The organism is Arthrobacter sp. AOP29-A2-19 (genome assembly GCF_058138025.1).
The window spans coordinates 3107052-3131113 of the sequence record NZ_CM176894.1; the positions used below are offsets into that span (position 1 = coordinate 3107052).

General features: G+C 69.1%; 19 protein-coding genes, 1 tRNA gene, 1 other RNA gene and 1 pseudogene. 8 read left to right on the forward strand and 14 right to left on the reverse strand.

Features of this window, described 5'->3' with window-relative positions:
- Positions 1 to 17: 17 nt before the first annotated feature.
- The 3 genes and pseudogenes from AC3ZJJ_RS14315 to AC3ZJJ_RS14325 all read right to left on the reverse strand — a co-directional run.
- Positions 18 to 140, reverse strand: a pseudogene (locus AC3ZJJ_RS14315) (CPBP family intramembrane glutamate endopeptidase); the annotation flags it as partial.
- Positions 137 to 811, reverse strand: coding sequence for a Pr6Pr family membrane protein (locus AC3ZJJ_RS14320; RefSeq protein ID WP_489892488.1), 675 nt, complete (start codon positions 809 to 811; stop codon positions 137 to 139). The pseudogene AC3ZJJ_RS14315 and the gene AC3ZJJ_RS14320, both read right to left, overlap by 4 nt.
- Positions 812 to 1244: 433 nt before the next feature.
- Positions 1245 to 2072 carry a carbon-nitrogen hydrolase family protein gene (locus AC3ZJJ_RS14325; protein ID WP_489892489.1) on the reverse strand — a complete coding sequence of 276 codons (828 nt, stop codon included), beginning with the start codon at positions 2070 to 2072 and terminating at the stop codon, positions 1245 to 1247.
- A 32-nt stretch (positions 2073 to 2104) separates the two neighbouring features.
- Here AC3ZJJ_RS14325 and AC3ZJJ_RS14330 point away from each other — a divergent pair, with 32 nt between their 5' ends.
- Complete coding sequence (locus AC3ZJJ_RS14330; RefSeq protein ID WP_489892490.1) at positions 2105 to 2761, forward strand: GntR family transcriptional regulator; 657 nt, start codon at positions 2105 to 2107, stop codon at positions 2759 to 2761.
- 13 nt (positions 2762 to 2774) lie between these two features.
- On the opposite strand, the gene AC3ZJJ_RS14335 is transcribed toward AC3ZJJ_RS14330, so the two are convergent.
- Positions 2775 to 4163: an MFS transporter gene (locus AC3ZJJ_RS14335; protein WP_489892491.1), complete on the reverse strand. Its 1389-nt coding sequence runs from the start codon at positions 4161 to 4163 to the stop codon at positions 2775 to 2777.
- Positions 4164 to 4307: 144 nt separating this feature from the next.
- Between AC3ZJJ_RS14335 and AC3ZJJ_RS14340 the strand changes: the two genes are divergently transcribed.
- Positions 4308 to 4994, forward strand: coding sequence for a DUF2848 domain-containing protein (locus AC3ZJJ_RS14340; protein ID WP_489892492.1), 687 nt, complete (start codon positions 4308 to 4310; stop codon positions 4992 to 4994).
- Positions 4995 to 5391: 397 nt separating this feature from the next.
- A complete protein-coding gene (locus AC3ZJJ_RS14345) occupies positions 5392 to 6594 on the forward strand; it encodes a glycoside hydrolase family 26 protein (protein WP_489892493.1) in 1203 nt (400 codons plus the stop codon).
- A gap of 12 nt (positions 6595 to 6606) precedes the next feature.
- Here the strand turns inward: AC3ZJJ_RS14345 and mmsB are convergent, their stop codons facing one another.
- The 5 genes from mmsB to AC3ZJJ_RS14370 form a co-directional block, all read right to left on the reverse strand.
- Positions 6607 to 7530, reverse strand: a complete 924-nt coding sequence (gene mmsB / locus AC3ZJJ_RS14350; protein ID WP_489892494.1) for a 3-hydroxyisobutyrate dehydrogenase — start codon at positions 7528 to 7530, stop codon at positions 6607 to 6609.
- 138 nt (positions 7531 to 7668) lie between these two features.
- Positions 7669 to 9222: a multicopper oxidase domain-containing protein gene (locus AC3ZJJ_RS14355; RefSeq protein WP_489892495.1), complete on the reverse strand. Its 1554-nt coding sequence runs from the start codon at positions 9220 to 9222 to the stop codon at positions 7669 to 7671.
- Between the two features lie 36 nt (positions 9223 to 9258).
- Positions 9259 to 10653: a multicopper oxidase domain-containing protein gene (locus tag AC3ZJJ_RS14360; protein WP_489892496.1), complete on the reverse strand. Its 1395-nt coding sequence runs from the start codon at positions 10651 to 10653 to the stop codon at positions 9259 to 9261.
- Complete coding sequence (locus AC3ZJJ_RS14365; protein WP_489892497.1) at positions 10646 to 11257, reverse strand: hypothetical protein; 612 nt, start codon at positions 11255 to 11257, stop codon at positions 10646 to 10648. Before AC3ZJJ_RS14365 ends, AC3ZJJ_RS14360 begins: the two co-directional genes overlap by 8 nt.
- A gap of 314 nt (positions 11258 to 11571) precedes the next feature.
- Positions 11572 to 11656: transfer RNA gene (locus tag AC3ZJJ_RS14370), tRNA-Ser, on the reverse strand.
- Between the two features lie 143 nt (positions 11657 to 11799).
- Between AC3ZJJ_RS14370 and ffs the strand changes: the two genes are divergently transcribed.
- The 4 genes from ffs to recR all read left to right on the forward strand — a co-directional run bounded on the left by ffs (position 11800) and on the right by recR (position 16877).
- An RNA gene (gene ffs, locus AC3ZJJ_RS14375) (signal recognition particle sRNA small type) lies at positions 11800 to 11896 on the forward strand.
- Between the two features lie 20 nt (positions 11897 to 11916).
- Positions 11917 to 12855 (forward strand): tRNA glutamyl-Q(34) synthetase GluQRS, encoded by a 939-nt coding sequence (gene gluQRS, locus AC3ZJJ_RS14380; protein WP_489892498.1) that lies wholly within the window; start codon positions 11917 to 11919, stop codon positions 12853 to 12855.
- A complete protein-coding gene (locus AC3ZJJ_RS14385) occupies positions 12852 to 16226 on the forward strand; it encodes a DNA polymerase III subunit gamma and tau (RefSeq protein WP_489892499.1) in 3375 nt (1124 codons plus the stop codon). Before gluQRS ends, AC3ZJJ_RS14385 begins: the two co-directional genes overlap by 4 nt.
- Positions 16227 to 16277: 51 nt before the next feature.
- Positions 16278 to 16877, forward strand: a complete 600-nt coding sequence (recR, locus tag AC3ZJJ_RS14390; RefSeq protein WP_489892501.1) for a recombination mediator RecR — start codon at positions 16278 to 16280, stop codon at positions 16875 to 16877.
- A 36-nt stretch (positions 16878 to 16913) separates the two neighbouring features.
- Here the strand turns inward: recR and AC3ZJJ_RS14395 are convergent, their stop codons facing one another.
- The gene (locus tag AC3ZJJ_RS14395) at positions 16914 to 18116 is read right to left on the reverse strand and encodes an ABC transporter permease (RefSeq protein WP_489892502.1); all 1203 of its coding nucleotides are present in this window, start codon (positions 18114 to 18116) and stop codon (positions 16914 to 16916) included.
- Positions 18113 to 19072, reverse strand: coding sequence for an ABC transporter ATP-binding protein (locus AC3ZJJ_RS14400; protein ID WP_489892503.1), 960 nt, complete (start codon positions 19070 to 19072; stop codon positions 18113 to 18115). The genes AC3ZJJ_RS14395 and AC3ZJJ_RS14400 overlap by 4 nt, the downstream gene beginning before the upstream one ends.
- Before the next feature lie 235 nt (positions 19073 to 19307).
- Here AC3ZJJ_RS14400 and AC3ZJJ_RS14405 point away from each other — a divergent pair, with 235 nt between their 5' ends.
- The gene (locus AC3ZJJ_RS14405; RefSeq protein ID WP_489892504.1) at positions 19308 to 20594 is read left to right on the forward strand and encodes an aspartate kinase; all 1287 of its coding nucleotides are present in this window, start codon (positions 19308 to 19310) and stop codon (positions 20592 to 20594) included.
- Here AC3ZJJ_RS14405 and AC3ZJJ_RS14410 read toward each other — a convergent pair.
- From AC3ZJJ_RS14410 to AC3ZJJ_RS14420, 3 genes are all read right to left on the reverse strand, one after another.
- Entirely contained in the window at positions 20591 to 21547 is a 957-nt protein-coding gene (locus AC3ZJJ_RS14410; RefSeq protein WP_489892505.1) for a ketopantoate reductase family protein, read from the reverse strand. The two genes, AC3ZJJ_RS14405 and AC3ZJJ_RS14410, sit on opposite strands and share 4 nt — an antisense overlap.
- Positions 21544 to 22716 (reverse strand): heparan-alpha-glucosaminide N-acetyltransferase domain-containing protein, encoded by a 1173-nt coding sequence (locus AC3ZJJ_RS14415; protein WP_489892506.1) that lies wholly within the window; start codon positions 22714 to 22716, stop codon positions 21544 to 21546. Before AC3ZJJ_RS14415 ends, AC3ZJJ_RS14410 begins: the two co-directional genes overlap by 4 nt.
- 345 nt (positions 22717 to 23061) lie before the next feature.
- Positions 23062 to 24054, reverse strand: a complete 993-nt coding sequence (locus AC3ZJJ_RS14420; protein WP_489892507.1) for a D-2-hydroxyacid dehydrogenase — start codon at positions 24052 to 24054, stop codon at positions 23062 to 23064.
- Positions 24055 to 24062: the final 8 nt, after the last annotated feature.

Consider the following 24062-nt stretch of genomic DNA (forward strand, 5'->3'; position numbering starts at 1 on the left):
CCGCGGGTGATCACTGCCAGCAGACCGAACACGACGCCGAGCCACGGGTAGTAGAAGACCAGCCACGGATCGCTGCCGAAGTGGACGACGCTGAACAGGATGCTGGAGCCGATCGAAGCGACGGCAACCGACGGGCCTATGGGCTAACCAACGCGGCCCGGCGCCAACCCGCGCTGCGCACAACACCAAGGCCGGCGAGCGTGATGACACCCGCAATCAGCAGAACGTAGAAGACCACCGAGGAGTATCCATTGGCCGAGGTGTCCGGATTCAGGAACGGGTACGGGTACCAGCCGAGCCCCGTCCGCGGATCGACGCCGACCGCCCCACGCAAGAGGGTGTAGGCCACCCAAGCGATGGGGAAGGCGACGATCCACCAGACCGCGCGCCGTGGCAATCGCCTCGAATCCGCGAACAGGAGCCAGTCCAGCAGGACGATCAGCGGACCCACGACGTGCAGGATCTCGTTGGACCATCCCACGGTGGTGCCCTGCGGCAGCTCGATCCCCCTCAGGAGCAGGTTGTAGACGATCCCGGTGACCACCATGTAGGTCGTCACGGCCGCGCGGGCCGTCCCGAACCATGCCGGCTCCCGGGCCATCCCGAGGGAGTAGGCCGCCCCGAGCGCCAGAATACCGATGGCCATGACGTTGGACTCGATCGTGAAAAAGCTGAAGAAATTCGCGACCACGTAGGCGACGTGCCCCGTGCCGGCCGACTCGTTCGCAACGGACCGCTGCAGTTGGGACACAACGGCCACGGCTAGGGTGAGCGATCCGAGCGTTCGCAGGACAAGGGAGAGGACTCTCATGATCGGAGACTACAGCCAGCGCCCTGACGGTTGCGCTTGCCCGCAGGCGAAACGCCCAGACGATCATTTGCCACGGCCCTACCGTCTAGTAATATCTCTTTCGGGTCCCGAATGCCTCCCTAGGCGCGCGGGGTCCGAACGTTCCCACCACCCCCAATCGGAGGGAACGCGTGCGCGGCCTTCGCGGGTCGCGCAAGGTCGCGCCCCTGCCGCTGAGACCGGCAGGGGTGCTTCCATGTCCGGCCCCAAGATACAGCCGGCACGCCCACCGCGCACTAGGTGGCCCGCCGCGGCTTCACGGGGAGCGGCGGACCCCGGCGGTGAGCGCATCGATGTCCCTTGGGCTGAAGAGGCCGCCGATGGCAAAAAGCTGTGCGGACGGAGAGGGCCGCAGGTAGGGCCTCCATAGGTCCGCCAACAAACGCCTGAGCATCTATCTCCCCGCGGATTCGACGTTCGTGTGGCCTCGGAGGCTGCGGGCGTTGGCCAGCACCGGCAGCTTGGCACGCACGTCGGCAATCGTGGACGGGTCTATGTCGACGACCATCAGGTCCGGCGCGGCGCCAAGCGTGGCCAGGGTCGTTCCGAGGGGAGAGACCACGGCGCTGCGGCCGATGCCGGTGGGAGCCGAGCCGGCGGACTCAATGCCGACGCTCGCGGGGTCCCCCTGGCCGCTGGCCACGACGAAAGTGGTGCTGTCGACCGCGCGGGCACGGACGAGCAAATCCCACTGCTCGGCCTTCCCCTCCCCGGCGCCCCAGGACGCGCAGACGATGTTGACCTGGGCCCCCGCCCGGGCATTGGCCGTGAAGAGCGCGGGGAACCGCACGTCGTAGCAGGTGGCAAGCCCAACGACCACGCCATGGAGTTCGAAGGTGACGGGCGCGGCGCCGGCGTCCACCGAGTCGGATTCGGCGAAGCCGAACGCGTCGAAGAGGTGGATCTTGTCATACGACGTGTCGAGCCCCGGGCCGGTGACCAGGAGGGTGTTGCGCACGCGCCCGTCGATTCCGGGCGTGAACATGCCGGCAACGACGGCGATCCCGAGCTCCCTGGCCATGTCCCGCACGGCGGTGGCCCACGGCCCGTCCACGGGTTCGGCGATGTCGGCGAGCGTGTTGCCGAAGGCCCGCATGGCCGCTTCGGGGAACACCACCAGCTCGGCGCCGGCGTCTCTGGCCCGGGTGGCATACTCTCGGATGAGGGCAAGGTTGCCCGCCAGGTCCTCGCCGCTGATGATTTGGGCTACCGCTAAACGCATGAAGTTGCTCCACTCTGTTGTATACCTGATGTATGCGAAAGATATCGGGCACGGCGGCGTCCGGCCGGGAAAAGGCGTACGCGTACCTGCGCGAAAACATTCTGACCGATCCGGCGATCCAGGGTCGGTTCCTCAACGAGCAGGAACTCGCCGTCGAGATCGGGGTCTCGCGAACGCCGGTCCGCGAGGCCCTCCTGCTGCTGGTCTCCGACGGCCTGGTGGAACTCATTCCCCAGCGTGGTGCCTACGTCCCCCCCGTCACCGGCCGCGAAATCTCGGAACTGATGGAGCTGCGCGGGATCCTCGAGACCCATGCGGCGCGCCTGGTGATCGACGAGCAGCGGGTACCCGCGGCGCAGATGCAGGCGACGCTGGACCAGCAGGCGGCACTGCCGGATGTCCCGAACCCGGACGACGCGCGCGAGTTCATCCGGCTGGACACCCTTTTCCACCAGCAGCTCATCGACGCGGCGGGAAACGATCTGATCTCCCGCACGTACAGCAAGCTTCATGTCCGCCAGATCCTGGTCGGTGTCGCCGCCCTCTTCCGCAGTGGCCGCCGGCGCCAGGAGGTCTGCGCCGAACACCAGGGCATACTCGACGCCCTGGTGTCCGGCGACGCCGCGGCAGCGCAGAAGGCCATCGACCAACATCTTCTGGTGACCCTGGACGTCCTGCTGCGCACGTGAGCGCAGCGGTGGCCTAGCGGGATCGCCCAAGCTCGGACGGTACGCGCTCGGCGGCCCCCTCGAGGAGAAGTCGGTAGTCCTCGTCCTCCACGGTGTTGGAGTCCCGCCCGAGGGCCAGCCCGACGAGCGTGACCGCGCCGGCGACCGCCACGTAGATGGCCACGGGAATCCAAGTTCCGAATTCCGAGAGCAGCAGCGTGAACATCAGTGGCGCGACGGCGCCGCCGATGATGCCGGCGAAGGTGTAGGCCAGCGAGCTGCCCGTGGAACGGAGCCGCGGCGAGAACTGCTCCACGATGAAGGCCGCCTGGGGGCCATACATAAAAGAGTGGGCCATCAGCCCCAGCACGATGCCCACAATGAGCATGCCCTGGTTGTCACCGCCCAGTAGGCCGAAGAAGACGAAGGTCCAGACGGCGCCCACGACGGCGCCAATGCCGTACACCAGGCGTCGGTTGAAGCGGTCGGATACCGCGCCCGCCAGCGGAATCATAAAGAGCTGGAAGGCAGACCCGATGAGGACGGCGGTGAGAACCTGGCCGCGCTCGTAGCCGAGGACCTGGATCCCGTAGGTCAGGGTGAACACCGTGAACAGGGCGTACAACACGTCGGGGCCCACGCGGCAGAGGATGGCGGCGATCAGGGGGCGGAGTTCGGTGCTGAAGACTTCCCTGATGGGCGCACTGGGCTGTTCCCCGTGTGCCTCGATGGCCTTGAAGATCGGGGTGTCCTCCAGCTTGAGCCGGATCCAGAGGCCGAATCCGACGAGAAGCGCCGAGACCAGGAAGGCGATGCGCCATCCAAAGCTGAGGAACTGCTCCTCGGTGAGGGACAAGGTGAGGACCGCCAGGGCCCCGTTGGCCATGAGGTTTCCGGCGGGCGGTCCGACCTGCGCCGCTGACGCCCAGAAGCCCCGCCGATGGGGATCTCCGTATTCGCTCGACAGCAGGACCGCCCCGCCCCACTCGCCGCCGACCCCGACGCCCTGGGCGAACCGGAGAAGGACCAGGATGATGGGGGCCGCGATGCCGATGCTGGCGTAGCCCGGAAGCACGCCGATGAGCACGGTCGCGACGCCGATGATCATCAGCGTGGTCACCAGGACCTTCTTGCGCCCGATGCGGTCGCCCAGCCGGCCGAAGATGATGCCGCCCACGGGACGGGACACGTAGCCGACCGCATAGGTGGAGAACGCCAGGATGGTGCCGGTCAACGGGTCGGACGCGGGGAAGAAGATGATGGGAAATACGACGGCGGCCGCGGCCGAATACACGGCGAAGTCGTACCACTCGAGCGCGGTACCGGTGAGGCTGGCGGCGAAGGCCTTGTAAAGACCCTTGGGTCGAATCGGCTTGTCCGGGTGCGGGGCGGCGCCGGACGCCGGCGCTGGCACGTTGGCCATGGTGAGTCCTCCATGAGTTTTTGGGTGACGCCTGTCACGCTGGCGTTGAATGTATACATTACGCATACTGGATGTACATTGGCTACTGCTTCTGTTTCCGGTTTGTAAATGTTCCCCGCAGCACACGCAAAGGATGGACACACCATGACGACCCTCAACTTCGAACTTCCCGACGGCAGCAACAGAAGCGTGGAGGTCAAGCACCTCCTCAACGCCGGCTACGCGGGACGCGAGCAGGAGGAAGTTCAGGCCCACATCGCCGAGCTCGCCGAACTCGGCGTCCCCGGCCCCTCCACGACGCCGGCCCTCTATCCGGTGTCCCCGTACCTCGCACAGCAGGTCTCCGAGGTGCGCGTCCAGCACGGACGGACGTCCGGCGAGGCCGAGTGGGGCCTGGTCGTCACCGAGGAGGGCGTGCTGCTGACCGTTGCCTGCGACCACACCGACCGCGAGCTCGAGGTGCATGGCGTGGCCTGGAGCAAAAACGCAAGCCCGGACGTCCTGGCCCTCAAGGCCTGGCGCCTCGACGACGTCCGGGACCACCTGGACCAGATCACCCTGAAGGGCTGGGTGGGCCGGGGAGACACTCCCGACACCCTGATTCAGGACAGCTCCCTGGAGGCGCTACTGACGCCGGACTACTGGCTGGACGTGCTGAGCGAACGCGGCCTGAACAAGCCCGGCACGGTTCTCATCTCGGGCACGGTCGCCATGAGCGGCGGCGTGGACCAGTTCGCACGCAGCTGGAAAGTGGAAATGGCCGACCCCACCAACGGCGACTCCATCGAGACCCAATACGTCGTCGAGGAAATGGCGGCACCGATCGGCTGATCGACGTCCGCGCGCCTCGCAATATCCGCCTGGACACGCGGCCGGCCGATCTCCCGGTCGGTCCCACGATGCCGGGTCAACGCCGCCTTCAGGAGAGTTGCGCGGCTTGGCGCCCGACGCTCAGACGCCCTCCGCCGTTCGAATACTTGCCCAACGAACAACCCGAGGAGAATTCCCAAGAGCCCGTTTGCGAGCGGTTCGGCCTCGGTCTCGCCGAGTCCGCCTCGCTGCGCAACGATCAAAAAGACGAACCAGCCCGCAACCGGAGCAACGGCCAGCGCGGTTCCCCAGAGGCGGCCGGCGACCGCGGCGGCGGTGCCACACAGCAGGCCGGCGCAGAGTCCAAGCATGAGGAACATTTCCACAGCATATGTGAACCATTCGGTACATTGGAGCCGTGACTAGACGTTATGCGCCCATCATCGGCGCCTTGGCCACGGCGGTCCTGTTGGCTTCCTGCGCGACCGCCCCCTCGGCCGAGGAATCCGTGGAGGCCATGCCGCTCCCCTCTTCCCCCTCCGCCTGCGTGGCGGTCGACGGGGCCGGCCTGGCCCCGGACGCCGGGGTGCTGGCCGGGGTGAACCTGGACTGGGCGAACCAGACACTCGCCGAATACACGGAATCCCTGGGCCGCCGCCCGTCCGTCGCCGTGAGCTTTTCGTCCTTCCCGCTGAACGCCACGGACACCAGGAACATCCAGGCCGCCCATGCGCAGGTCCGCGACAACGGCGGCATGCTCCTGCTGACCCTCGAGCCCCGCGGCGGCCTCGACACCGCCACGGAGAAGACGACGGACGGTCTCGCCCGGATGCTCGACCGGTTCAACCGTGAAGGGGTCCCCGTGATCGTGCGGTTCGCGCACGAGATGAATGGATCCTGGTACGAATGGGGCCAGCAGCCGGCGGCCTACAAGGCGGCCTTCCGCCGGATGGCCGACTCCATCCACCGCCTCGCCCCGGGCAGCGCCACGATGTGGGCGCCGAACTACGGCGGCGGCTACCCGTTCACCGGCGGCCGGCACGAGGCCCGGCCGGGCACCGCCGACTTCGCGGCGCTGGACACCGACCGGGATGGGACACTAACCGGCGCCGACGACCCGTACGCGCCCTACTACCCCGGAGACGACGCGGTCGACTGGGTGGGCATGTCCCTCTACCACTGGGGCAACACCTACCCCTGGGGCGCGAACGTGGTCCCCGAATCCGGGAAGTTCGCCGAACAGCTCACCGGGAACTACAACGGGGCCGGCGGCAACGACCTGGCGGTACCGGACTTCTACGCGGAGTACGGCCAGGAGCGGGACAAGCCGGTCGCGATCCCGGAGACCGCGGCGCTCGTCGCGTCGGGCGGGGCCGGCGCCGAGGAGCTGGCCATCAAGCGCGCCTGGTGGGGGCAGCTCTTCGACCCCGCGCTCCACAATGACTATCCCGCGCTGAAGATGGTCAACTGGTTCGAGTGGGACAAGCACGAGGTCGAGGTCGACGGAACGGTGGATTGGCGTGCCGGCGCCAGTCCCCTGCTCGCCGAAAAGTACGCGGCCGACCTGCCCGGCTGGTACCGGTTCGCCGCCGAACCGGCACCCTGCACGCCGGCCTACTGACCAGTCGCCGGATCAGGACGCGGCCTCCCCGCTGTAGCCGCGGACCGTCCCGTCCGGGGACACCTGCTTGACGATGAGGGAGCAGTCCTTGTCGGCCAGCCCCTCGCTGATGAGCGCGTCGAAGTGGCTGCGGACCAGTTCCGCCGCGGGAAGCTTGACGCCCGTGGCCGCGCCGGCCTCCAAGGCGAGCCCGATGTCCTTCCGCGCCAGGTCGGTGCGGAACGTGGCGTCGAAGTTGTTGTTGGCGGCCGAGGTGTCGATCACCCCGGGCACCGGGTACCAGGTCTGCTGCGCCCATGACCGTCCGCTGGACACGGAGGCGATCTCCCAGAACACCCGCGGATCGAGCCCAAGGTGTTCGGCCAGCTGGGAGCCCTCGGCGGCGGCCATCAGGTCGATGAACAACATCATGTTGTTGCAGATCTTCGCGGCGATGCCCGCGGTCGGCCCGCCCGCCGCGATCGTCTTGCCCGCCATCGGTTCGACGTGGGCGGTGGCGCGCTCGACGTCGTCGGGCTCGCCGCCGACCATAAAGCACAGCGTCCCCGCGGCTGCGCCGCTGATGCCGCCGGACACCGGCGCGTCGACGAAGCGGAATCCGCGGTCCGCGGACTGCCCGTGACAGAACCGCGACGTCTCGACGTCCACGGTGGACGAGTCCACCAGAAGGGCAGCGCGGTCCGCGTGGGCCCAGATTCCGTCGGGGCCGTCGAACACGCTCCGCACGTGTTCGCCCTTGGGGAGCATCGTGAAAACGACGTCGGCCCCGCGGACCGCCTCGGCGACGCTGTCGACCACCTCGACGCCCGCCGCGGCCGCCGCCTCGCGGGCCTCCGCCACGAGATCGAAGCCCCGGACCGTGTGCCCGGCCTTCACAATGTTGGCCGTCATCGGCCCGCCCATGTTGCCCAGGCCAATCCATGCGTACACGGACATGTGGAACTCCTTGTCCTGATCTCCGCCCCGCGCCGCGCGCCGCGGCACTGTGACGCGCACCACGCTAGCGTCCTGGGCCCCGGAGGACAAAAAAGCGGGCGGAGCACGGCCGCGCTCCGCCCGCCGTCGTGCCGACTCTCAGCTGGCCCGCAGCCTGATGGACCTCGTCGCCAGCAGCCGCCCCGTGATCCAGTGGTGCCACTCCACCGACATCGTGTAGACGCCGGGCGCCCCGGGGTGCAGCAGGACGTCGTAGCGCTCCGCCGCTCCCATCGCCACCACGCTGGTCATCAGGCGGTGAGTCGGATCGTCCGACATGCTCGTGGGGATGGCCGGCGCCCCCGGAACGGACGTGTGCCGGAACGGCCGCCCGTCGTGCGCGATCAGTTCCGCGATGCTGGCCGGCGACCCGTCCGGCCCCCGGAACCTCACCTTATTGGGCAGATAGTTCCCGTCCAGCAACCGCATCAGGCTCGGGGCTCGCCCCTCGGCCTCGATGTTGATCGGCAACTCCGTCGACGCCCACACCGCCTCGTCGCGCTCCACCCTGGACGCCAGAAGACCGCCGCCGATGTAGAAGTTGGTCGGCTCGAAGCGGTTGAGTCCCACGTCCTCTCCGGACAGCCCGGCGGCGTGGTTCAACGTGTGCCAGCGCGGGTCCACCGAATACGGAATCATCAGGGACTCGGTGGCAATGTCGTAGAGCGGCCCGTCCGCAAACGCGCGCCGCATGCCCGCCGGCACCGGGAACTCCGGCAACACGATCGGATCCACGATCAGGGGCCCCAGCAGTCCCATCTGGGCGTGCAGGGGCGTGTTCACGTGGCAGTGGTAGAAGTACGTTCCCGCCGCGCCGTAGTTGGGGTCGCCCGCGCGGCCGCGTTCCGGCTTCCACTGGTACGTGTAGACGTCGTCGATCTCGAACGACGTGTGCCCCACCCCATCGTTCCGCGGATCAGGCTCCATGCCGTGCCAGTGAATGGTGTGCGGCCCCATGCTCGGTTCCACCGTTGCGTGGAAGATCTGGTCCTCCCGCGGACGAAGCGTGGGCCCGGGGAATCCGCGGCCGGAGGCATCGCTGTCGAACACCCACATCTCGAATTCCGCGCCATCGGGAAACACCAGGTCCCTGCTGGAGACGCCCAGCTTGACCTCAAACTGCGGCTCCTCGCGGAACTCGGTCTCGGGACTGCCCTGTTGCATCTGGTGCGAGGCGAAGTCCGCCTGCGAGTCGTAGTCCCGCTCCTCGTCGTCATCGTCGTCCGGCGGCCGCGTAGGCGGGGCGCTGGTCGAGGAGGCGGGCGACGAGGATGCGCTCGAAGGCGGGGCGCTCGAAGACGACGGCGGCGCGGAGGACGTCGGCGAGCCCGTTGTGGACGACGCGGACGACGACGGGGCCGACGTGCTTTGGCTCGGCGACGGCGTCGGGGGCTTGGTTGGCTTCGGCGTCGGCGACTTCGTGGGTTTCGGCGACTTCTTGGCGGCCTTCTCAGCCTCCTCCTTGGCCTTCTTCGCGGCCTTCGCCGCGTCCTCCTTGGCCTTCTTGGCGGCCTTCTCGGCGGCCTCCTTCGCCTTCTTCGCCGCCTTCGCCGCGTCCTCCTTGGCCTTCTTCGCGGCCTTCGCCGCCGCCTCGGCGCGCTTCCTCTCCGCCGCGGACAGGGCCGTCCGCAGCCTCGGGGCCCCTGCGTCCATACCCGAACTGATCGTTTCCAACGGTGAAACCATGGCCTACACGCCCCCCGACATCGACTTCAGATTCCAGTGGGCGACCAATCCGCCCGGATACATGCCGCCCGCGGCCGTCTGGGACGGCTCGGCGTGGCAGTGCATGGGGTACTTCCAGTCCGTGGTCCGGTTCGCCCACACCTGATCCGTGGCGTCCGGTGGCCGCTTCATCGGGATCATGCAGTCCTTGGTGTCCATGGGCTCCAGCTCCACCACGTCCTCCCACTGCTGTAGGACCACGTGACCGTCCGCATCGACATGCCCACGCTCGCGCGGCCATTCAACGTTGTTGCGCCGCACCGTCCACAGGTGGTTGCCGTGGAAGTGGATCTGATGGAAGACGATGCCCGGGTTGACCAGGCGCACCATCTGCCCGGCGCGGATCGTGCCGGCCACCAGGTCCTCGCCGAACTGGCGCACGTCGATCTGCCGCGGATAGCCGGACACCAGCGACTCCTCGTGGCTGGCCAGGTTGATGGCCCGGTTGGGCGAGTGGGCCAGCGCCTCGTAGCCGCTGCGGTCGTTCAACAGGAAGTAGCGCGGCGTCGCCGGATTCACTTCCGGATCCACCGTCCCGCCCGCGGCCTCGATGGCCGCCCACTCGGGATCGACCGCGTGGGTCACCCACAGCCACTGCCTTTCGAAACTGGCCTGGTCCCGGGCCACGTGCCAGGCCTCGTCCGGGTCGGCCACCAGCAGGCATCCGAACAGGCCGAGGGTTCTCTGCACGGGAGCGTTGGTGGGGTCGTGGTAGATGTACGTGCCGGCGGGAGGCGCCGCGAACTCAAGCATGGCGTGGCCACCCGGCGCTATGTCGCCGGTGGACACGTCCGCGCCGCCCGGGCCGGCGCGCGAGACGGTCAGCCGGTGCGTTCCGGCCAGCGTGTTGAAGACGCGCAGCCGAATCGTCGCGCCCAGCTCGGCGATCAGCGTGCGGGCGGGGAACTGGCTGGCCCAGTGGTTGCGCCGGATCAGGAACTGCCCCACGTTGGCCGCGTCCGGGCCGGCGGGCGTCGGCGTGCCCTCCACCGGCACCGCGGCACCCAGCGGGTACGTCCTGGACTGGACGATCTGCCCGTCCCGCGTGAAGACCCTGGGCCTCATCCTGAGGGCGGGATTGGCCGCGTTGAGCGCGGTCGGCGCGTCCCCGAATCCACGATGGTAGACCAGCGAATCGTCCACCATCTTCGCGTAGCCCTCGTTGATGTAGACGTCCAGCACACCGGGCAGGGGAACTTCCGCGGTGGGCAGGCTGGCCGGGGCGCGCACCGGCTTGGCGGCGGCCGCCGCGGGCGCTGCGCCGGCCGCCAGGGCCGTTGCCGCCACCACACCGGCGGCTGCGCCGATCCTCAACACTCCAGCGCGGTCCATCCGCGCGCCTTGCGGATCCTCAAGCATGACCCACCTCCAGGTATCCCGGTCGCCAGGCGACCGACGGCAACGGCAAGTGCAGCGCTTGTGGGTCCTTGCCCACAACGTCGTCGAACTGGGCGGAAAATGCGCCTGCGTCGGAAGGGACCAGGAAGCTGACGTTCCCGCTGACCGATCCTCCCGAGGGCAGGACGTCGGCCCGCAGGTCCGACCCCCTGTTGACCACGAGCCACGGCTGGGTGTTCGGCCTGACCCGTAGTTGTCCGGGTGAAAAGAGGATGTCTTCGTCGGATTCGTTGAAAACGTCCAGCCGCAGCACCAGATGGTCGCCGTAGGTCATGTTCGCCGGCTGCGCCGACGTCGTTCCCGCGACCGTGTGGCCCCCGTGAGCCGAAGCTCCCGTCCCGGCGGCCAGCCTCGACTGGCGCTGCGCGCCGGCGATCCTGACCTTGCCGAAGCTCGCGGCCACGGTGGTGGTGCCCGGAGGGCCGGCCGCCGCGAAGGCGGCCGCCAGCGCACTGAGTCCCCCCGCCCCCACCACAATCGAAGAGCCCAGCACCACGCCGAAACCGCGGCGCGACAGGCCGTTGCCGGCCCTACCGGACGTGTCTACCCCACTGCGGTCGCGCACTGGCGACCTACCCCAAGTTTTCAGCACAACAGAACCGTCTTTCACTCGATGCCCCAAGCATCGAAGGACCCCCCGGTATTGCCCCAAATCGCGTGGCGGAGAGTCCCCCACCGCCCCAATCACGTTCAGTATGCATGCGTGTCAAGGGGCTGTAAATACTCACGTCGAGGCAATAATCAGAGGTGCTCGCCGGGCCCGAAAAGCCGCCGCTCCCGGCGACGCCACCCCTCCGGAGCCCTGTTTTGACGATTCTTTTACACGTCCGACAAACGAAAGAAGGCCCCGCCACAAGGGCGGGACCTTTTTCCGATCCGCGGAGGATGGGGGATTTGAACCCCCGAGGGCGTGAACCCAACACGCGTTCCAGGCGTGCGCCATAGGCCGCTAGGCGAATCCTCCAGTTTGCTCAAAAGAGCAGTCTCCAGCGTACCGGACATTCCCCCGTGGGACGAATCGGGCGGCCGCTCGCCCGGGAAGCGGCCAGCAAGCGCGGGGCGCCTTCCCCGGTTTCGAACCCGCGCGCCGGTTCGGGTAGACTATTTGTCGGCCCCTCATGTGGTGTCATCCTGTCGAACTCCCCCAGGACCGGAAGGTAGCAAGGGTAGATGGGCTCTGGCAGGTGCATGAGGGGTCTTTAATTTTTTTCGGGAGGTTGCGCCGTGGGAGCAGGACGATTCGCCCCGAGCCCCTCCGGCGAGCTGCACATCGGGAACCTCCGCACCGCCATCCTCGCCTGGCTCTTCGCGCGCTCAACGGGCCGCCGATTCCTGATGCGCGTGGAAGACCTCGACCGCGCACGCGCCGGCGCGGAAGCGATCCAGCTCCGCGACCTCGCGGCCATCGGCCTCGACTGGGACGGACCGGTCGAACGCCAATCGGAGCGATTGGACGGCCTCCTCTCCGCGGTGGAGGACCTCCGCGAACGGGGACTCCTTTACGAGTGCTTCTGCACGCGGCGCGACGTCGTCGAGGCGGCTTCCGCGCCGCACGCCGCCCCCGGCGCCTATCCGGGCACCTGCAGGGACCTGGGCGACGCGGTTCGCGCAGAACGGCGCCGGTCCCGGCCCGCCGCCCTGCGGCTCCGTTCCGACGTCGGGGAGTTCACCGTGACAGACGCGCTCCACGGCGCCCACACCGGTGCCGTCGACGACTTCGTAGTCGTTCGCAACGACGGCGTTCCCGCCTACAACCTCGCCGTTGTGGTCGACGACGCGCTGCAGGGCATCGACCAGGTGGTGCGCGGCGACGACCTGCTCAGCTCCTCCCCGCGGCAGGCGTACCTCGCCTCCCTGCTGTACGGGCCGGAGGCGATCCCCGAGTATGCGCACGTGCCGCTGGTGCTGAACTCCGAGGGCCGACGGCTCGCCAAACGGGATGGCGCGGTCACCCTAGCGGACCTCGAAAAGACGGGCGTTTCCGCATTCCGCACCCGAAGCCTGCTGCTGCGTTCGCTGCGCCTCCCGGAGGACTCCCTGGCCTCCGCCCTGGCCGCCTTCGACCCGGCGCGCCTGCCGCGCGATCCGTGGATCCACTCGCCCCTCACAGCGCTCGACGAAGGATGCGACGAGGCATCGCAAACGGATAGGGTGCAGGGGTGAGTACAGCCCTTTACCGTCGCTACCGTCCCGATACTTTCGCGGACGTGATCGGGCAGGAGCATGTCACCACACCGTTGATGGCCGCGCTGGAAAAGAATCGCGTCAACCACGCCTACCTCTTCTCCGGTCCACGCGGCTGCGGCAAGACGACCTCCGCCCGCATCCTCGCCCGCTGCCTGAACTGCGAGCAGGGCCCCACCGCCATGCCTTGCGGGACCTGCGACAGCTGCAGGGAACTGGCGACCGGTGGCCCGGGCTCCCTCGACGTGATCGAAATCGACGCGGCCAGCCACGGCGGTGTCGACGACGCCCGCGACCTGCGCGAGCGCGCAACCTTCGCGCCGGTCCGCGACCGCTACAAGATCTTCATCATCGACGAGGCCCACATGGTCACGTCGGCCGGCTTCAACGCGCTGCTCAAGATCGTGGAGGAGCCGCCGGAGCACATCAAGTTCATCTTCGCCACCACGGAGCCCGACAAGGTCATCGGCACCATCCGTTCCCGCACGCACCACTACCCGTTCCGGCTGGTGCCTCCCGAGCCGCTGATGGCATATCTCGAACGCCTCAGCGAATCCGAGGGCGTGCCCGTGGCGCCCGGCGTCCTCTCTCTTGTGGTCCGGGCCGGAGGAGGTTCGGTCCGCGACTCGCTGTCTGTCCTGGACCAGCTGATCGCCGGCGCCGGCCCCGACGGCCTCGACTACGAACTGGCCGTCTCGCTCCTCGGCTACACACACGCCTCGTTGCTTGACGACGTGGTGGACGCGATGGCCGCGCAGGACGCCTCCGTGGTCTTCGGCGCCGTGGACCGCGTCATCCAAACCGGCCACGACCCCCGCCGCTTCGTCGAGGACCTCCTCGAGCGCTTCCGCGACCTGATCATCGTCAAGGCCATGCCGGACAACGCCGCCCAGATCATCCGGGGCCTACCCGAGGACCAGCTCAACCGCATGCGGCAACAGGCGTCGCAGCTCGGACAGGCGGAACTCAGCCGTTCGGCGGACGTGACCAACCAGGCGCTGACCGAGATGACGGGCGCCACGAGCCCGCGCCTCCACCTCGAGCTCTTGTGTGCCCGCCTGTTGCTCCCAGCCTCGGACACCACCGAGCGCGGCATCAACGCCCGCATCGACAGGATCGACCGCCGGCTGGCCTACGCGGGGGACACTCCCGCCGCGGGACCTTCCGGGACGGCCGGGCCGCCGACCGCCGCCCGGTACGACGGCGGTGCCGCGCCGGAATCCAACGGTTCCCCCTCGGGACACACGTTCGAATCGCCGCGCGAGCAGGGCGCCGCCCAGGTCCGCGAGGCGCTGCGCTCCGCCCGCAAGCAGGACACGGTGGACGTTCGGGAGACGGCAACGGAGGCGGCACCCGCCGCGGCCGCGGAGCCTGCCGATGCGGAGCCGGTGGCTGCCGTGCCCGCGGCCGACGAGTCCAACGCACCGCAGTCCCTGGAAACGCCGACCGCCGCGGACGAACACGTCGCCGCGGAACGCGCCGCCGCACCTGCCTTGGCCGGCGGCGCCGCGGCGCCGCCGGCGGCGGCCTCCCCGGCCCCCCAGGCCTCCCCCGACTGGGGCGGCAACTGGGGTGCCGTGCCTGAGCCCGAGCCCACAAGGCCGGAACCGGCCCGGGGCGGCCCGGTCGCTCCGGACCCCGCACGTGACGAGCGTGCCTCCACTGCGCACCAAGAGGCGCGGCCCGGCCCGGCAGCACGGCAAGGCCAGCGCCCCGACGACGGAACGCGACCCGCTGCCGACGCGCGCTCCTCCTCTTCCTCCTCCTCCGGCGCGCCCGCCGCGTCCGCGCCCGCGTCGCCGGCGGCCCCAACCGCCGCCAAGCTTCCCTCGGAACCCTCCTCCGCGGCGCCGCCGACGGGGGCATCGTCTGCCGGGCCACCCGCGGCCGGTTCGATCGAAATGTTCCGCCGCGCCTGGCCCGAAATCATGGCGGCCCTGAAGGAAGAGAAGAAGTTCGTGTGGCTGACCATCCAGCCACACGCCTCGCTGGCCGGCTACGACGGCCGAACCTTGACGGTCGCGTTTGCCAACCCGGGACCCATGAACGCGTTCTCCGGAAAGGCCGAGAACGTGGGGCTGCTCCAGCAGTGCATCCACAAGGTCCTCGGGGTCAAGTGTGAAATCGTCATCACCGCCGGAGGTTCCGCTCCGGCGGGTGGTTCGGGCCCAAAAGCTGACCGCCGGCCCACGCCGGCGGACGCCCCCGCAGCCACCCGCACTGGCACCACCACGCCCGTGAATGCGCCGTCGGGTGCGGAAGGGCGGGTTGCGCCGCCCACGGATCAAGCGACGCGCATCCCCGCCCCCGTTCCGCGGACGGCGGCCGCGGCTGCTCCTGTTGCCGCCCCCGCTCCCGCTACCGCGTCTGCCCCCACGCCGTCCAGCCGCACCTCGACGGCGGGCCCGGCCGCGCCAGCTCCAGCGCCCCGCGAGCAGCCCGCCCCCGCAGCCAAGCCGCAGGCGGCATCTGCTCCGGCACCGGAGGCCGCCCGACCGTCCGGGGAGGCAACATCCGCCGCCCCGGCGCCGGCCCAGGCCCTGGCCTCGCGGCGGGCGAACCGCGCCCCGCAACCACCGTCGGCCGGGCAAGCTCCCCTGCGCGGCGGCGGCCGGAAGGCCGCGGCCGCCCCCTCCACCGAAGACATCCCGGACTACGGGCCCGAACCCGATGACGAGGGTGGCTACGACTGGGGAGCGGACAACGTCCCGGTCCCGGACTGGGAGCTGCCTGCGGCAGGTTCCGCCCAGCCGGCCACGGCTACCCTGGCACAGTCCGCGCCGTCCGCGCCTTCCGCACCGACGGCGGCCGACAACCAGGCGCCAATGCAGCGCGGGAGCGTCGCGCCAGCGTCGGCTGCGCCACTGTCGCCCGCCTCTCCGTCGTCCGCACGGGCGGCCTCACCGGCGGCACCCCGCCCGGGAGAACAGGCCGTGGCGCCCGCGCCGGGCCGGCCGTTCAGCGCCCCCGAGGCATTCCGGACGCCGACGTCGGCGCCCGCCGAGGCCGGGCCGAGCGCACCCGCCGCACCCGCGGCGCCCGTCCCCGCCGCCGGCGGATCCGGCCAAAAGCGGTTGAGCCGCTACCAGCAGCTGCTGAGCCAGGCACGCGAGTCGGACGGCCCGGACGCCCGCACCCAGCAACCGGCGCCACCCTACGGCCGTCCCGGCGCCCCCGCTGCCGCTCCCGCGGGCGGCGACGCCGTAGACTCGAAGTACGTTGAGGACATCCCCAGCGACGATGACATCGCGATCGAGGAATCCGGCGTGGTCGGTCGGCCCGCGATCGAGCGCCTACTGAACGGGCGCCTGATCGAGGAGCGCAACCACGACGGCTCGCCCGTCACCTGATCCCGCCGAAGTCACCGTAGTTCCGTCCCACCCCCTGCAGTGTGAGGTTTTGTGTACGAAGGCGCAGTCCAGGATCTGATCGACGAGTTCGGCCGACTACCTGGAATCGGCCCCAAGTCCGCGCAACGGATCGCCTTCCACATCCTGGAGGCGAACCGCGAGGACATGGACCGGCTTGCCGACGCCATCCGGGCGGTCAAGGACAAGGTCAAGTTCTGCTCCATTTGCTTCAATGTCTCTGAGCAGGAGACCTGCAACATCTGCCGCGACACCCGCCGGGACGAGACCATCCTCTGTGTCGTGGAGGAATCCAAGGACGTGATGGCCGTCGAGCGCACGCGCTCCTTCCGCGGCCGCTACCACGTCCTCGGCGGGTCCATCAATCCCATCGCGGGAATCGGGCCCGACCAGCTGCACATCCGGGAGCTCCTCGGCCGCCTCCACGACGACAAGATCGAAGAGGTCATCATCGCCACCGACCCGAACCTCGAGGGTGAGGCCACGGCGACCTATCTGGCGCGCATGCTCAAGACCATCGGCATCAAGGTCACCCGGCTCGCTTCCGGGCTGCCGGTCGGCGGAGACCTCGAGTACGCGGACGAGGTCACGCTGGGCCGTGCCTTCGAGGGGCGCCGCAGCGCCATTGGCTGACGTGCCGTGCCCCTCGAGGGCCCTTGGCCCGCGCCCCTAGGCGACGCGCGTCCCGGTCGGAAGCCTGCCAGCCGGCGTCACCAGCCGACGACGCCCGGCAACCACGAGGCCGGCGGCCAGCGCGGACTGGATCGCCAGGCCCAGCGGCCAGACGGGCGCCACCTCCGGTGTGGTGAGGACCTGCTTCTCACCGTTGAGGCATGGCTGCTGGTCCATGCCGCCCGCCTGCGAGGCGCGCACACCCTCGCTGATGGCGCCCATGGGTCCGGCGCCCATCAAGGCGTTCGTGTCCGGAGTCGGTGCGCGCATGGGCACCGCGTCCGCGACCACAACAAAGGGATTGGCCGCCAACAGCCAGGTGATGCGCTCGGTGTGGAAAATGCTGACGTCGTAGGAGAAGGACGAGCAGACGAATGCGTTGGGGTCGCTCTGGGCCGCGGCACTGAGGTCGTCGAGCTCACGGTATGCAGCGTCCTGGTCCTCCACCACCTGGCCCTGATCGTCCAGGATCTGTCCGTTGGCGTCGTACTCCACCGCCGGCCACGGATCGCCCGGCCAGACCTGCTCCGAGGCCCGCGCCTCCTCGCGCACCAGCTGGAGGCTGAGTCCGTAGGCAATGAGCGTCCCGAGTCCAAGCATCGCGACCAGCAGATAGGAGGCGACGATGGCGAACAGTGGACGGCTGGACCGCGCCGAGACACCGACGCCGATCGCGCACGCGATGCCCAGTTCGACGGCGGTCATCAGCACGAACACGGGCACCGCCGGAAGATACACATCGCCATAGGACATGGCCCAGGCGATCATCGGCAGTGACACCACCAGGAACCCCAGCGACGCCAACCAGGCGGCCAGCCACTTGCCCCACAGCAGCTGGCCGGGCGTCAGCAGGGTGTTCTGCAGAATGGCCAGCGTCCCGGCGGACCGGTCCCCGGTGATCGAATTGGCGGAGAGCGCCGGGGCCACCAGCAGGCCGAAGAACAGCACAAATCCCACAACCAGCTCGAACATCACCTGCCCCACGCCGTCCTCGAACCCGGCGACATACCCCGCCAGCGCGGTCACCAGGGCAATGACCCCGAACCACACGGCAAGCATCACGTACCACCCGCGGGAACGCAGTCGCTGCCTCATCTCCAGCAGAAGCACCGCCCCCACGGCGTCGCGGTAGCGCAATGGGCTCGGGCCCGGCCGTGGCGAGGGTGTCCGGGCTTGTGTGTCGTTGCTCGTGATGCTCATCGTGCGCCCTTCCCTGATTCGTGTGCGTCGGACATGGTGCTGAGGTAGGTCTCCTCCAGGGCCCCCGCCGCCGGGGCGAAGCTTGTCACGGCCACCCCGGCGTCCACGAGGGCGCGCAGTAGCGCCGCGGCCTCGGCCTCCGAGGAGACCCTCACCAGCGCCTCGACCCTTCGCTGGGCCTCCGGCAGCGAGAACGGGACGCCCGCACGGGACAGGGCGGCTGACAGCGCGGCGGGATCCAGCGACTGCACGCTGTAGCGCCGGCTCTGCACGTCGGCGGCGTCCACGGATTGCATCCGCAGGGTGCGCCCCTTCGCCACAAACACCGCACGGTCCGCAACCTCGTCCAGCTCTGAGAGCACGTGCGAACTGACGACGACGGTGCGCCCCTCGCCGGCCAGCCGGCGCAAGAGGTTGCGCAGATCGATGCGCGCTCCCGGGTCCAGTCCAGACGCCGGCTCGTCGAGCAGGAGCACGGCGGGATCGTTCATCATGGCGCGCGCGAGCGACAAACGCTGTTGCTGCCCCCTGGACAGGACGCGCGCCGGCTGCCTCGCCAGCGGAGCCAGCTTGACCAGGTCCAGGAGTTCGTCGGCGCGTGCCGAGGCCGGCGCGGCTTGCAGCCCGTAGAGCCGCCCCATGGTGCTGAGAATCTCGTGGGCCGTCAGCGCTTCCCACACCCCCAGCGTGTCCGGCATCCAGCCCAGCAGCGCCCGCACGGCCCGCGGATCCTTGACCGGATCCACGCCGCACACCGAGATGGTCCCGGCATCGGGCCGCAGAAGGGACGCGAGCATCAGCAAAAGTGTTGTTTTGCCCGCCCCGTTCGGGCCGATCAGCGCCGTGACCTCCCCCGGCGGCGCGACGAAGTCCATTTCCTCCACGGCCCGCACGGGGCCGAAGCCCCGAGCCAAACCCTCGGCGACTATTCCGCCGTCGTACGCATCAAATGCCACGCCATACCCTCCCCCGGCCCGCCCGCGCGGACACTCCACGCGGACAACATACGGCCCACGCTACCCAGCCCGCGCGCCAGTGACGACCTACCCAGGGATGACATCGCCCCGCCTATGTGACCCGTTGCGGTCACGAAACCGTTCTGCCCGAAAGCGTCTCGCTAGACTAAAAAAGTGCGCGCCTACAACCATGGCGCCCCGCATCCGATCCCTACCCCGTGGAGTGTGCTGTCCCATGAGCCTGATTGTCCAGAAGTTCGGCGGTTCGTCCGTTGCCGATGCCGAGGGCATTAAGCGCGTGGCGCGCCGGGTCATCGAGACCCAGGCCGCGGGCAACGACGTCGTTGTGGTCGTTTCCGCCATGGGCGACAGCACCGACGAACTGCTCGACCTCGCCGGGAAGCTGACGGCGGAGCCGCCGGCACGCGAAATGGACATGCTTCTCTCCGCCGGCGAGCGAATCTCCATGGCCCTGCTGGCCATCTCCATCGACAGCCTCGGCGGCAAGGCCGTGTCCTTCACCGGCAGCCAGGCGGGCATGATCACCGATGCCATCCACGGCAAGGCACGCATCATCGACGTCTCGCCGCACCGGGTGCGCCGCGCGATCGACCGCGGCTACGTCGCCATCGTCGCCGGCTTCCAGGGGATGGCCAAGGACTCCAACGACATCACCACCATGGGCCGCGGCGGCTCCGACACCACGGCCGTGGCGCTCGCCGCCGCCCTAGGGGCCGACGTGTGCGAGATCTACACCGACGTCGACGGCATTTACACGGCCGATCCGCGCATCGTGGCCTCCGCCCAGAAGCTGGACCGGATTTCCTCCGAGGAGATGCTGGAGATGGCCGCGTCCGGCGCCAAGATCCTGCACCTGCGTTGCGTGGAGTACGCGCGCCGCTTCGGGGTCCCATTGCACGTGCGTTCGTCGTTCAGCAACAAAGAGGGGACTTGGGTGCTGCCCAGCCCCGACGACCAGATCAAGATCGAAGAGGGAGCACCCATGGAACAGCCCATCATCTCCGGTGTCGCACACGACCGCTCCGAGGCCAAGGTAACCGTGACCGGCGTCCCCGACATCCCGGGCAAGGCGGCCCAGATCTTCGGCGTCATCGCCGGCGCGCACGCGAACATCGACATGATCGTGCAGAACTTCTCCACCGCGGGCTCCGGCAAGACCGACATCTCCTTCACGCTCCCGATCGTCGAGGGCAAGGAAGCCCTGGACGCGCTGCGGTCCGCGCAGGCGGAGATCGGGTTCGAGGGCATCGAATACGACGACCAGGTCGGCAAGCTGTCCCTCATCGGCGCGGGCATGCGTTCCAACCCGGGCGTCTCCTACCGCTTCTTCGACGCGCTGCACAAGGCGGGCGTGAACGTGGACATGATCTCCACGTCGGAGATCCGCATCTCGATCGTCACCCACGCGGACAAGCTGGACACCGCGGTGCGGGCCGTCCACGCCGCTTTCGACCTCGATGGCGAGGCGGAGGCAACCGTCTACGGCGGCACCGGGCGCTAGCCCGTCCCGCTCCGGATCGCCCCCTGCTTCCGGGGGTCCAGGAGCCTGGCCTGGTCGTGCACCCGGAGTTGGGTCAGGGCAAGGCGGGTCAACGGAACCTCCACGCCCAGCCGCTCCGCGACTGCGACGTACTCGCCGAGGAGATGCTCGCCCTCGTGCGGGGCGTCCGCGACCACGTCCCGGTACAGCGAGGACGTGAAGACCGAGCCCTCCTCCGTGAACATCTCCAGGCTGGCCGCGTGGGCCGCCGCCGAAGCGGCGTAGCCCGCGGCCTTGGCCACGCGCTCGGTCTCCTCGATGACGTCGAGGGCGAAGTCCTTGCCTCCGGGCACGGCCATGACGTTCCCCACGGTGCCCCGCATCAGGCAGGTGATGACTCCTCCCGCGGTGATGAACGCCCACTTGTGCCACATGGACGCCAGGATGTCGCCGGCAATGGACGAGCGGAAGCCCGGCGCGTCCACCTCCCGGCCGATCCGCGCGATGCGTTCGGTCTGCCGCCTGTCCTGCGAACCCAGGGTCAGGGAGGCGTGCGGCTTCATCTGGAACACGGACCCGTCGGGCGCCACCGTGACCACGACCCGGACGATCCCGCCCAGCACGGCGTCGCGGCCGAACCGCCCGTTGAGCGCATCGAGGTGGGCCATGCCGTTGAGCAGCGGAAGGACGTTGGTCTCCGGCCCGACGGCGGGGGCGATGTCCTCCATGGCCGCCGCCAGCGACCAGGCCTTGACCATCAGCAGGACCAGGTCGTACGTCCGGTCCAACTCCTCCGCCGTGGTCGTCCGCACCGGCACGATCTCGTCGTACCCCGGCCCGTGGACGCGCAGCCCCCCGCGCAGCTGGTCCGCCCGGTGGGGGTGGACCAGGAACGTCACATCGCGCCCCGCCCGGGCAAGCCGCGACCCGAAGTACCCGCCGGTGGCCCCGGCACCGACAATCAGCGTTCTCATGCCGTTCCACCTTTCGCTGTCTCACGCCGGGTCTGCCCGGACTGCGATTTCCGCACGCGTTTCCGGACCCAGTCGCTGGCGTCCGAAATGATGGTTTCCAGTGGCCCCCTTCCCATGGACGAGCGCCACAGGAGGGCGAACAACATAAACGAGATGACCTGGACCCACAGTGAGATCATCGGGTTTTCCTCGTCCACGATTTCGAGGGAGAGGAAAACGCAGTGCGAGGAGTACACCGTCAGCGACATGGCCCCCATAGCCGCGAGGGGGGTGAAGACTTTGCCTCCCCTGCTCGTGAGCAGCAGGATGATGCCGAAGGCCGCGACCACGGAGCCGAGGTTGTGAAGGATGTTTAAGTGGGTGTGAGAGTACGGCGACAGGGTCGCCAGCCACCACCAGGTGGTGTCCGGCATCAACGTCACGTCAGGTCGATAGGCCACGTTGTAGGCAATGTCCTCCCGGGTGAGTTCCGGGGTGGCCGCCACGAGACGTTCGAAGCCTCCGGCGGGGCCTAAGAGGAACTTGGAAAGCGCCCAAGTGCTGGCAGCTAGCGCGGCCCCCCACCCCGCGAGCAACACGGCGGTCCTTGTGGATGTCAATACCTGACGACCGATGACCATACCAACGCAGATGTAGACCATCCAGAGGATGACCGGGTAATAGCCTGTCAGCAGCGCATCTGCCACGAACGGCAGGGGGTCTTTCGCCACGGAGGCAAGTGTGTAGTTGGGATCCGGTACCCGGTCGCCGAGGATCGCTGAGCCGTAGAGGTGCAACACGATCGGCCCCACGACGGCGAAGAAGGCGGCCGTGATCAACAGGGTCCGCGACGACCGGGCGTAGAGCGGCACCGCCAGAAAGAAGAGGATCCCGAAGTAGGGGATGATCACGTCGATCGGCGCGTCCAGGTATCCCAGTAGCAGGCCGGCAAACAACAGAAGCAGGCCGCGGACCACCAGGGCCGCCCGGTCCGCCGCAAGAGAGCGCCCGGAGAGCTCGCCGCGGGAGCGCCGCTCCACAAACGCGATCGAGACGCCCGCCAGCACGGCGAAGAGCGCCGAGGCCCGTCCGCCGAAGATGGCATACGCAGGCACCATGGCCCCATCGTCACCCTCCTCCGGGAAGACGTGGACCGAGATCATGCCGATTAGCGCGATGGCACGGGCCACGTCGACACCGATGGCTCTCCGCGACGGTGCCGGGGCCGCGGGTGTGGGCGGCGCCGCCACCGCGGCCGGCGCAACCCCGGCTCGCGCAGGCGGGTGCCGGGGCTCGGGTTCCGTGGTGGGTGTTTCTTTTTGTCGCAGAGGGCGCAGGGCCGGCCTCGTGGTCCATCTCGGTGTCGTGGCAGCAAACCGACGGCAACCCGGCTCGCTGACCGGGCCGCGGACTCATCACACCCAGACATTTTCACGTCACCGCGTTATCGGCGCGTCACCGGCGTGTTATCGGCCCATTATCCGGGTGCGATGGTGTGGGACGCGCCGGTTGACCGATCTGCCGCCGCCGGAGCATCACCGACCGCAGCGCGAGGGGACGTACCCGCGGTCCTTGTCCACCACGTTCGAGAGCCCCCGCCCCGCCACGAACGCGTCCAGGTTGTCCAGAAACTGGTCGGCCAAGGCGTCCCGCCACCCGGACACGTCACCGCACATGTGCGCCGAGACGTGGACGTTGTCCATGGCCCAGAACGGGTGCCCCGCGGGCAGGGGCTCGACGGCGAAGACGTCCAACGACGCCGCCGCGATCCGGCCCTCCCTCAGTGCGCGGACCAACTCCGGTTCGTCCACGAGCGCGCCCCTGCCCACGTTGACCAGGTGCGCGTGCGCCGCCATCGCGCCAAGCACCCGCCCGTCCAGCAGGCCCCGGGTGTGCCGGGTGAGTGGGGCCGCCAGCACCACGTGATCCGCCCACCCGACGTGTGCGGGCAGGTCGGCGCTGGCGACGACGGTGCCGAAGTCGGGATCGCCCTCCCGTGCCGCCGTTCCCGCCCCGCGGACCTGCATGCCGACGGCGCGCAGCAGCCGCGCCGTGGCGCGTCCGATCCCGCCGGTCCCGACAACAAGCGCGCGCGACCCGTTCGTCGCCGTCAATTCCCGGTGGCTCCAGACGGCAGAGCGCTGCAGGTCCTTGCTGCCGTGCAGTTGCTTCTGGTGCGCCAGAATCGACGCCAGCACAAACTCGGCGATGGGGACGTCGAAGTAGCCGTGCGCATTGGTCAGAACCACGTCCGACTCCCGGAGGCCGTCGAACAGCATGGCGTCCACCCCAGCCGCGGCCACGTGGACCCATCGAAGGCGGTCCGCTCCAGCCCAGGCATCGCTCAGCGCCGAACTGAAGAAGTCCCACAGCAGTACGGCGTCGGCACCCGCGAGCGCCTGCCGGAGGTGCCCGGCGTCGCTCAGGACGACCTCGGCCCGCCCGCGGACGGCCTCGAGATTGTGTGGCGGCGGGACATCGGGGGCCGTCAGGACAACAACGCGGGGCCTGCCTTGGGTCTGTGTCACCCCTCCAC

What these genes read in the sequence shown, in the direction of transcription:
- AC3ZJJ_RS14320 (WP_489892488.1), bottom strand. Translation starts at nt 811, where the DNA reads ATGAGAGTCCTCTCCCTTGTCCTGCGAACGCTCGGATCGCTCACCCTA.
- AC3ZJJ_RS14325 (WP_489892489.1), bottom strand. Translation starts at nt 2,072, where the DNA reads ATGCGTTTAGCGGTAGCCCAAATCATCAGCGGCGAGGACCTGGCGGGC.
- AC3ZJJ_RS14330 (WP_489892490.1), top strand. Translation starts at nt 2,105, where the DNA reads ATGCGAAAGATATCGGGCACGGCGGCGTCCGGCCGGGAAAAGGCGTAC.
- AC3ZJJ_RS14335 (WP_489892491.1), bottom strand. Translation starts at nt 4,163, where the DNA reads ATGGCCAACGTGCCAGCGCCGGCGTCCGGCGCCGCCCCGCACCCGGAC.
- AC3ZJJ_RS14340 (WP_489892492.1), top strand. Translation starts at nt 4,308, where the DNA reads ATGACGACCCTCAACTTCGAACTTCCCGACGGCAGCAACAGAAGCGTG.
- mmsB (WP_489892494.1), bottom strand. Translation starts at nt 7,530, where the DNA reads ATGTCCGTGTACGCATGGATTGGCCTGGGCAACATGGGCGGGCCGATG.
- AC3ZJJ_RS14355 (WP_489892495.1), bottom strand. Translation starts at nt 9,222, where the DNA reads ATGGACGCAGGGGCCCCGAGGCTGCGGACGGCCCTGTCCGCGGCGGAG.
- AC3ZJJ_RS14360 (WP_489892496.1), bottom strand. Translation starts at nt 10,653, where the DNA reads ATGCTTGAGGATCCGCAAGGCGCGCGGATGGACCGCGCTGGAGTGTTG.
- AC3ZJJ_RS14395 (WP_489892502.1), bottom strand. Translation starts at nt 18,116, where the DNA reads ATGAGCATCACGAGCAACGACACACAAGCCCGGACACCCTCGCCACGG.
- AC3ZJJ_RS14405 (WP_489892504.1), top strand. Translation starts at nt 19,308, where the DNA reads ATGAGCCTGATTGTCCAGAAGTTCGGCGGTTCGTCCGTTGCCGATGCC.
- AC3ZJJ_RS14410 (WP_489892505.1), bottom strand. Translation starts at nt 21,547, where the DNA reads ATGAGAACGCTGATTGTCGGTGCCGGGGCCACCGGCGGGTACTTCGGG.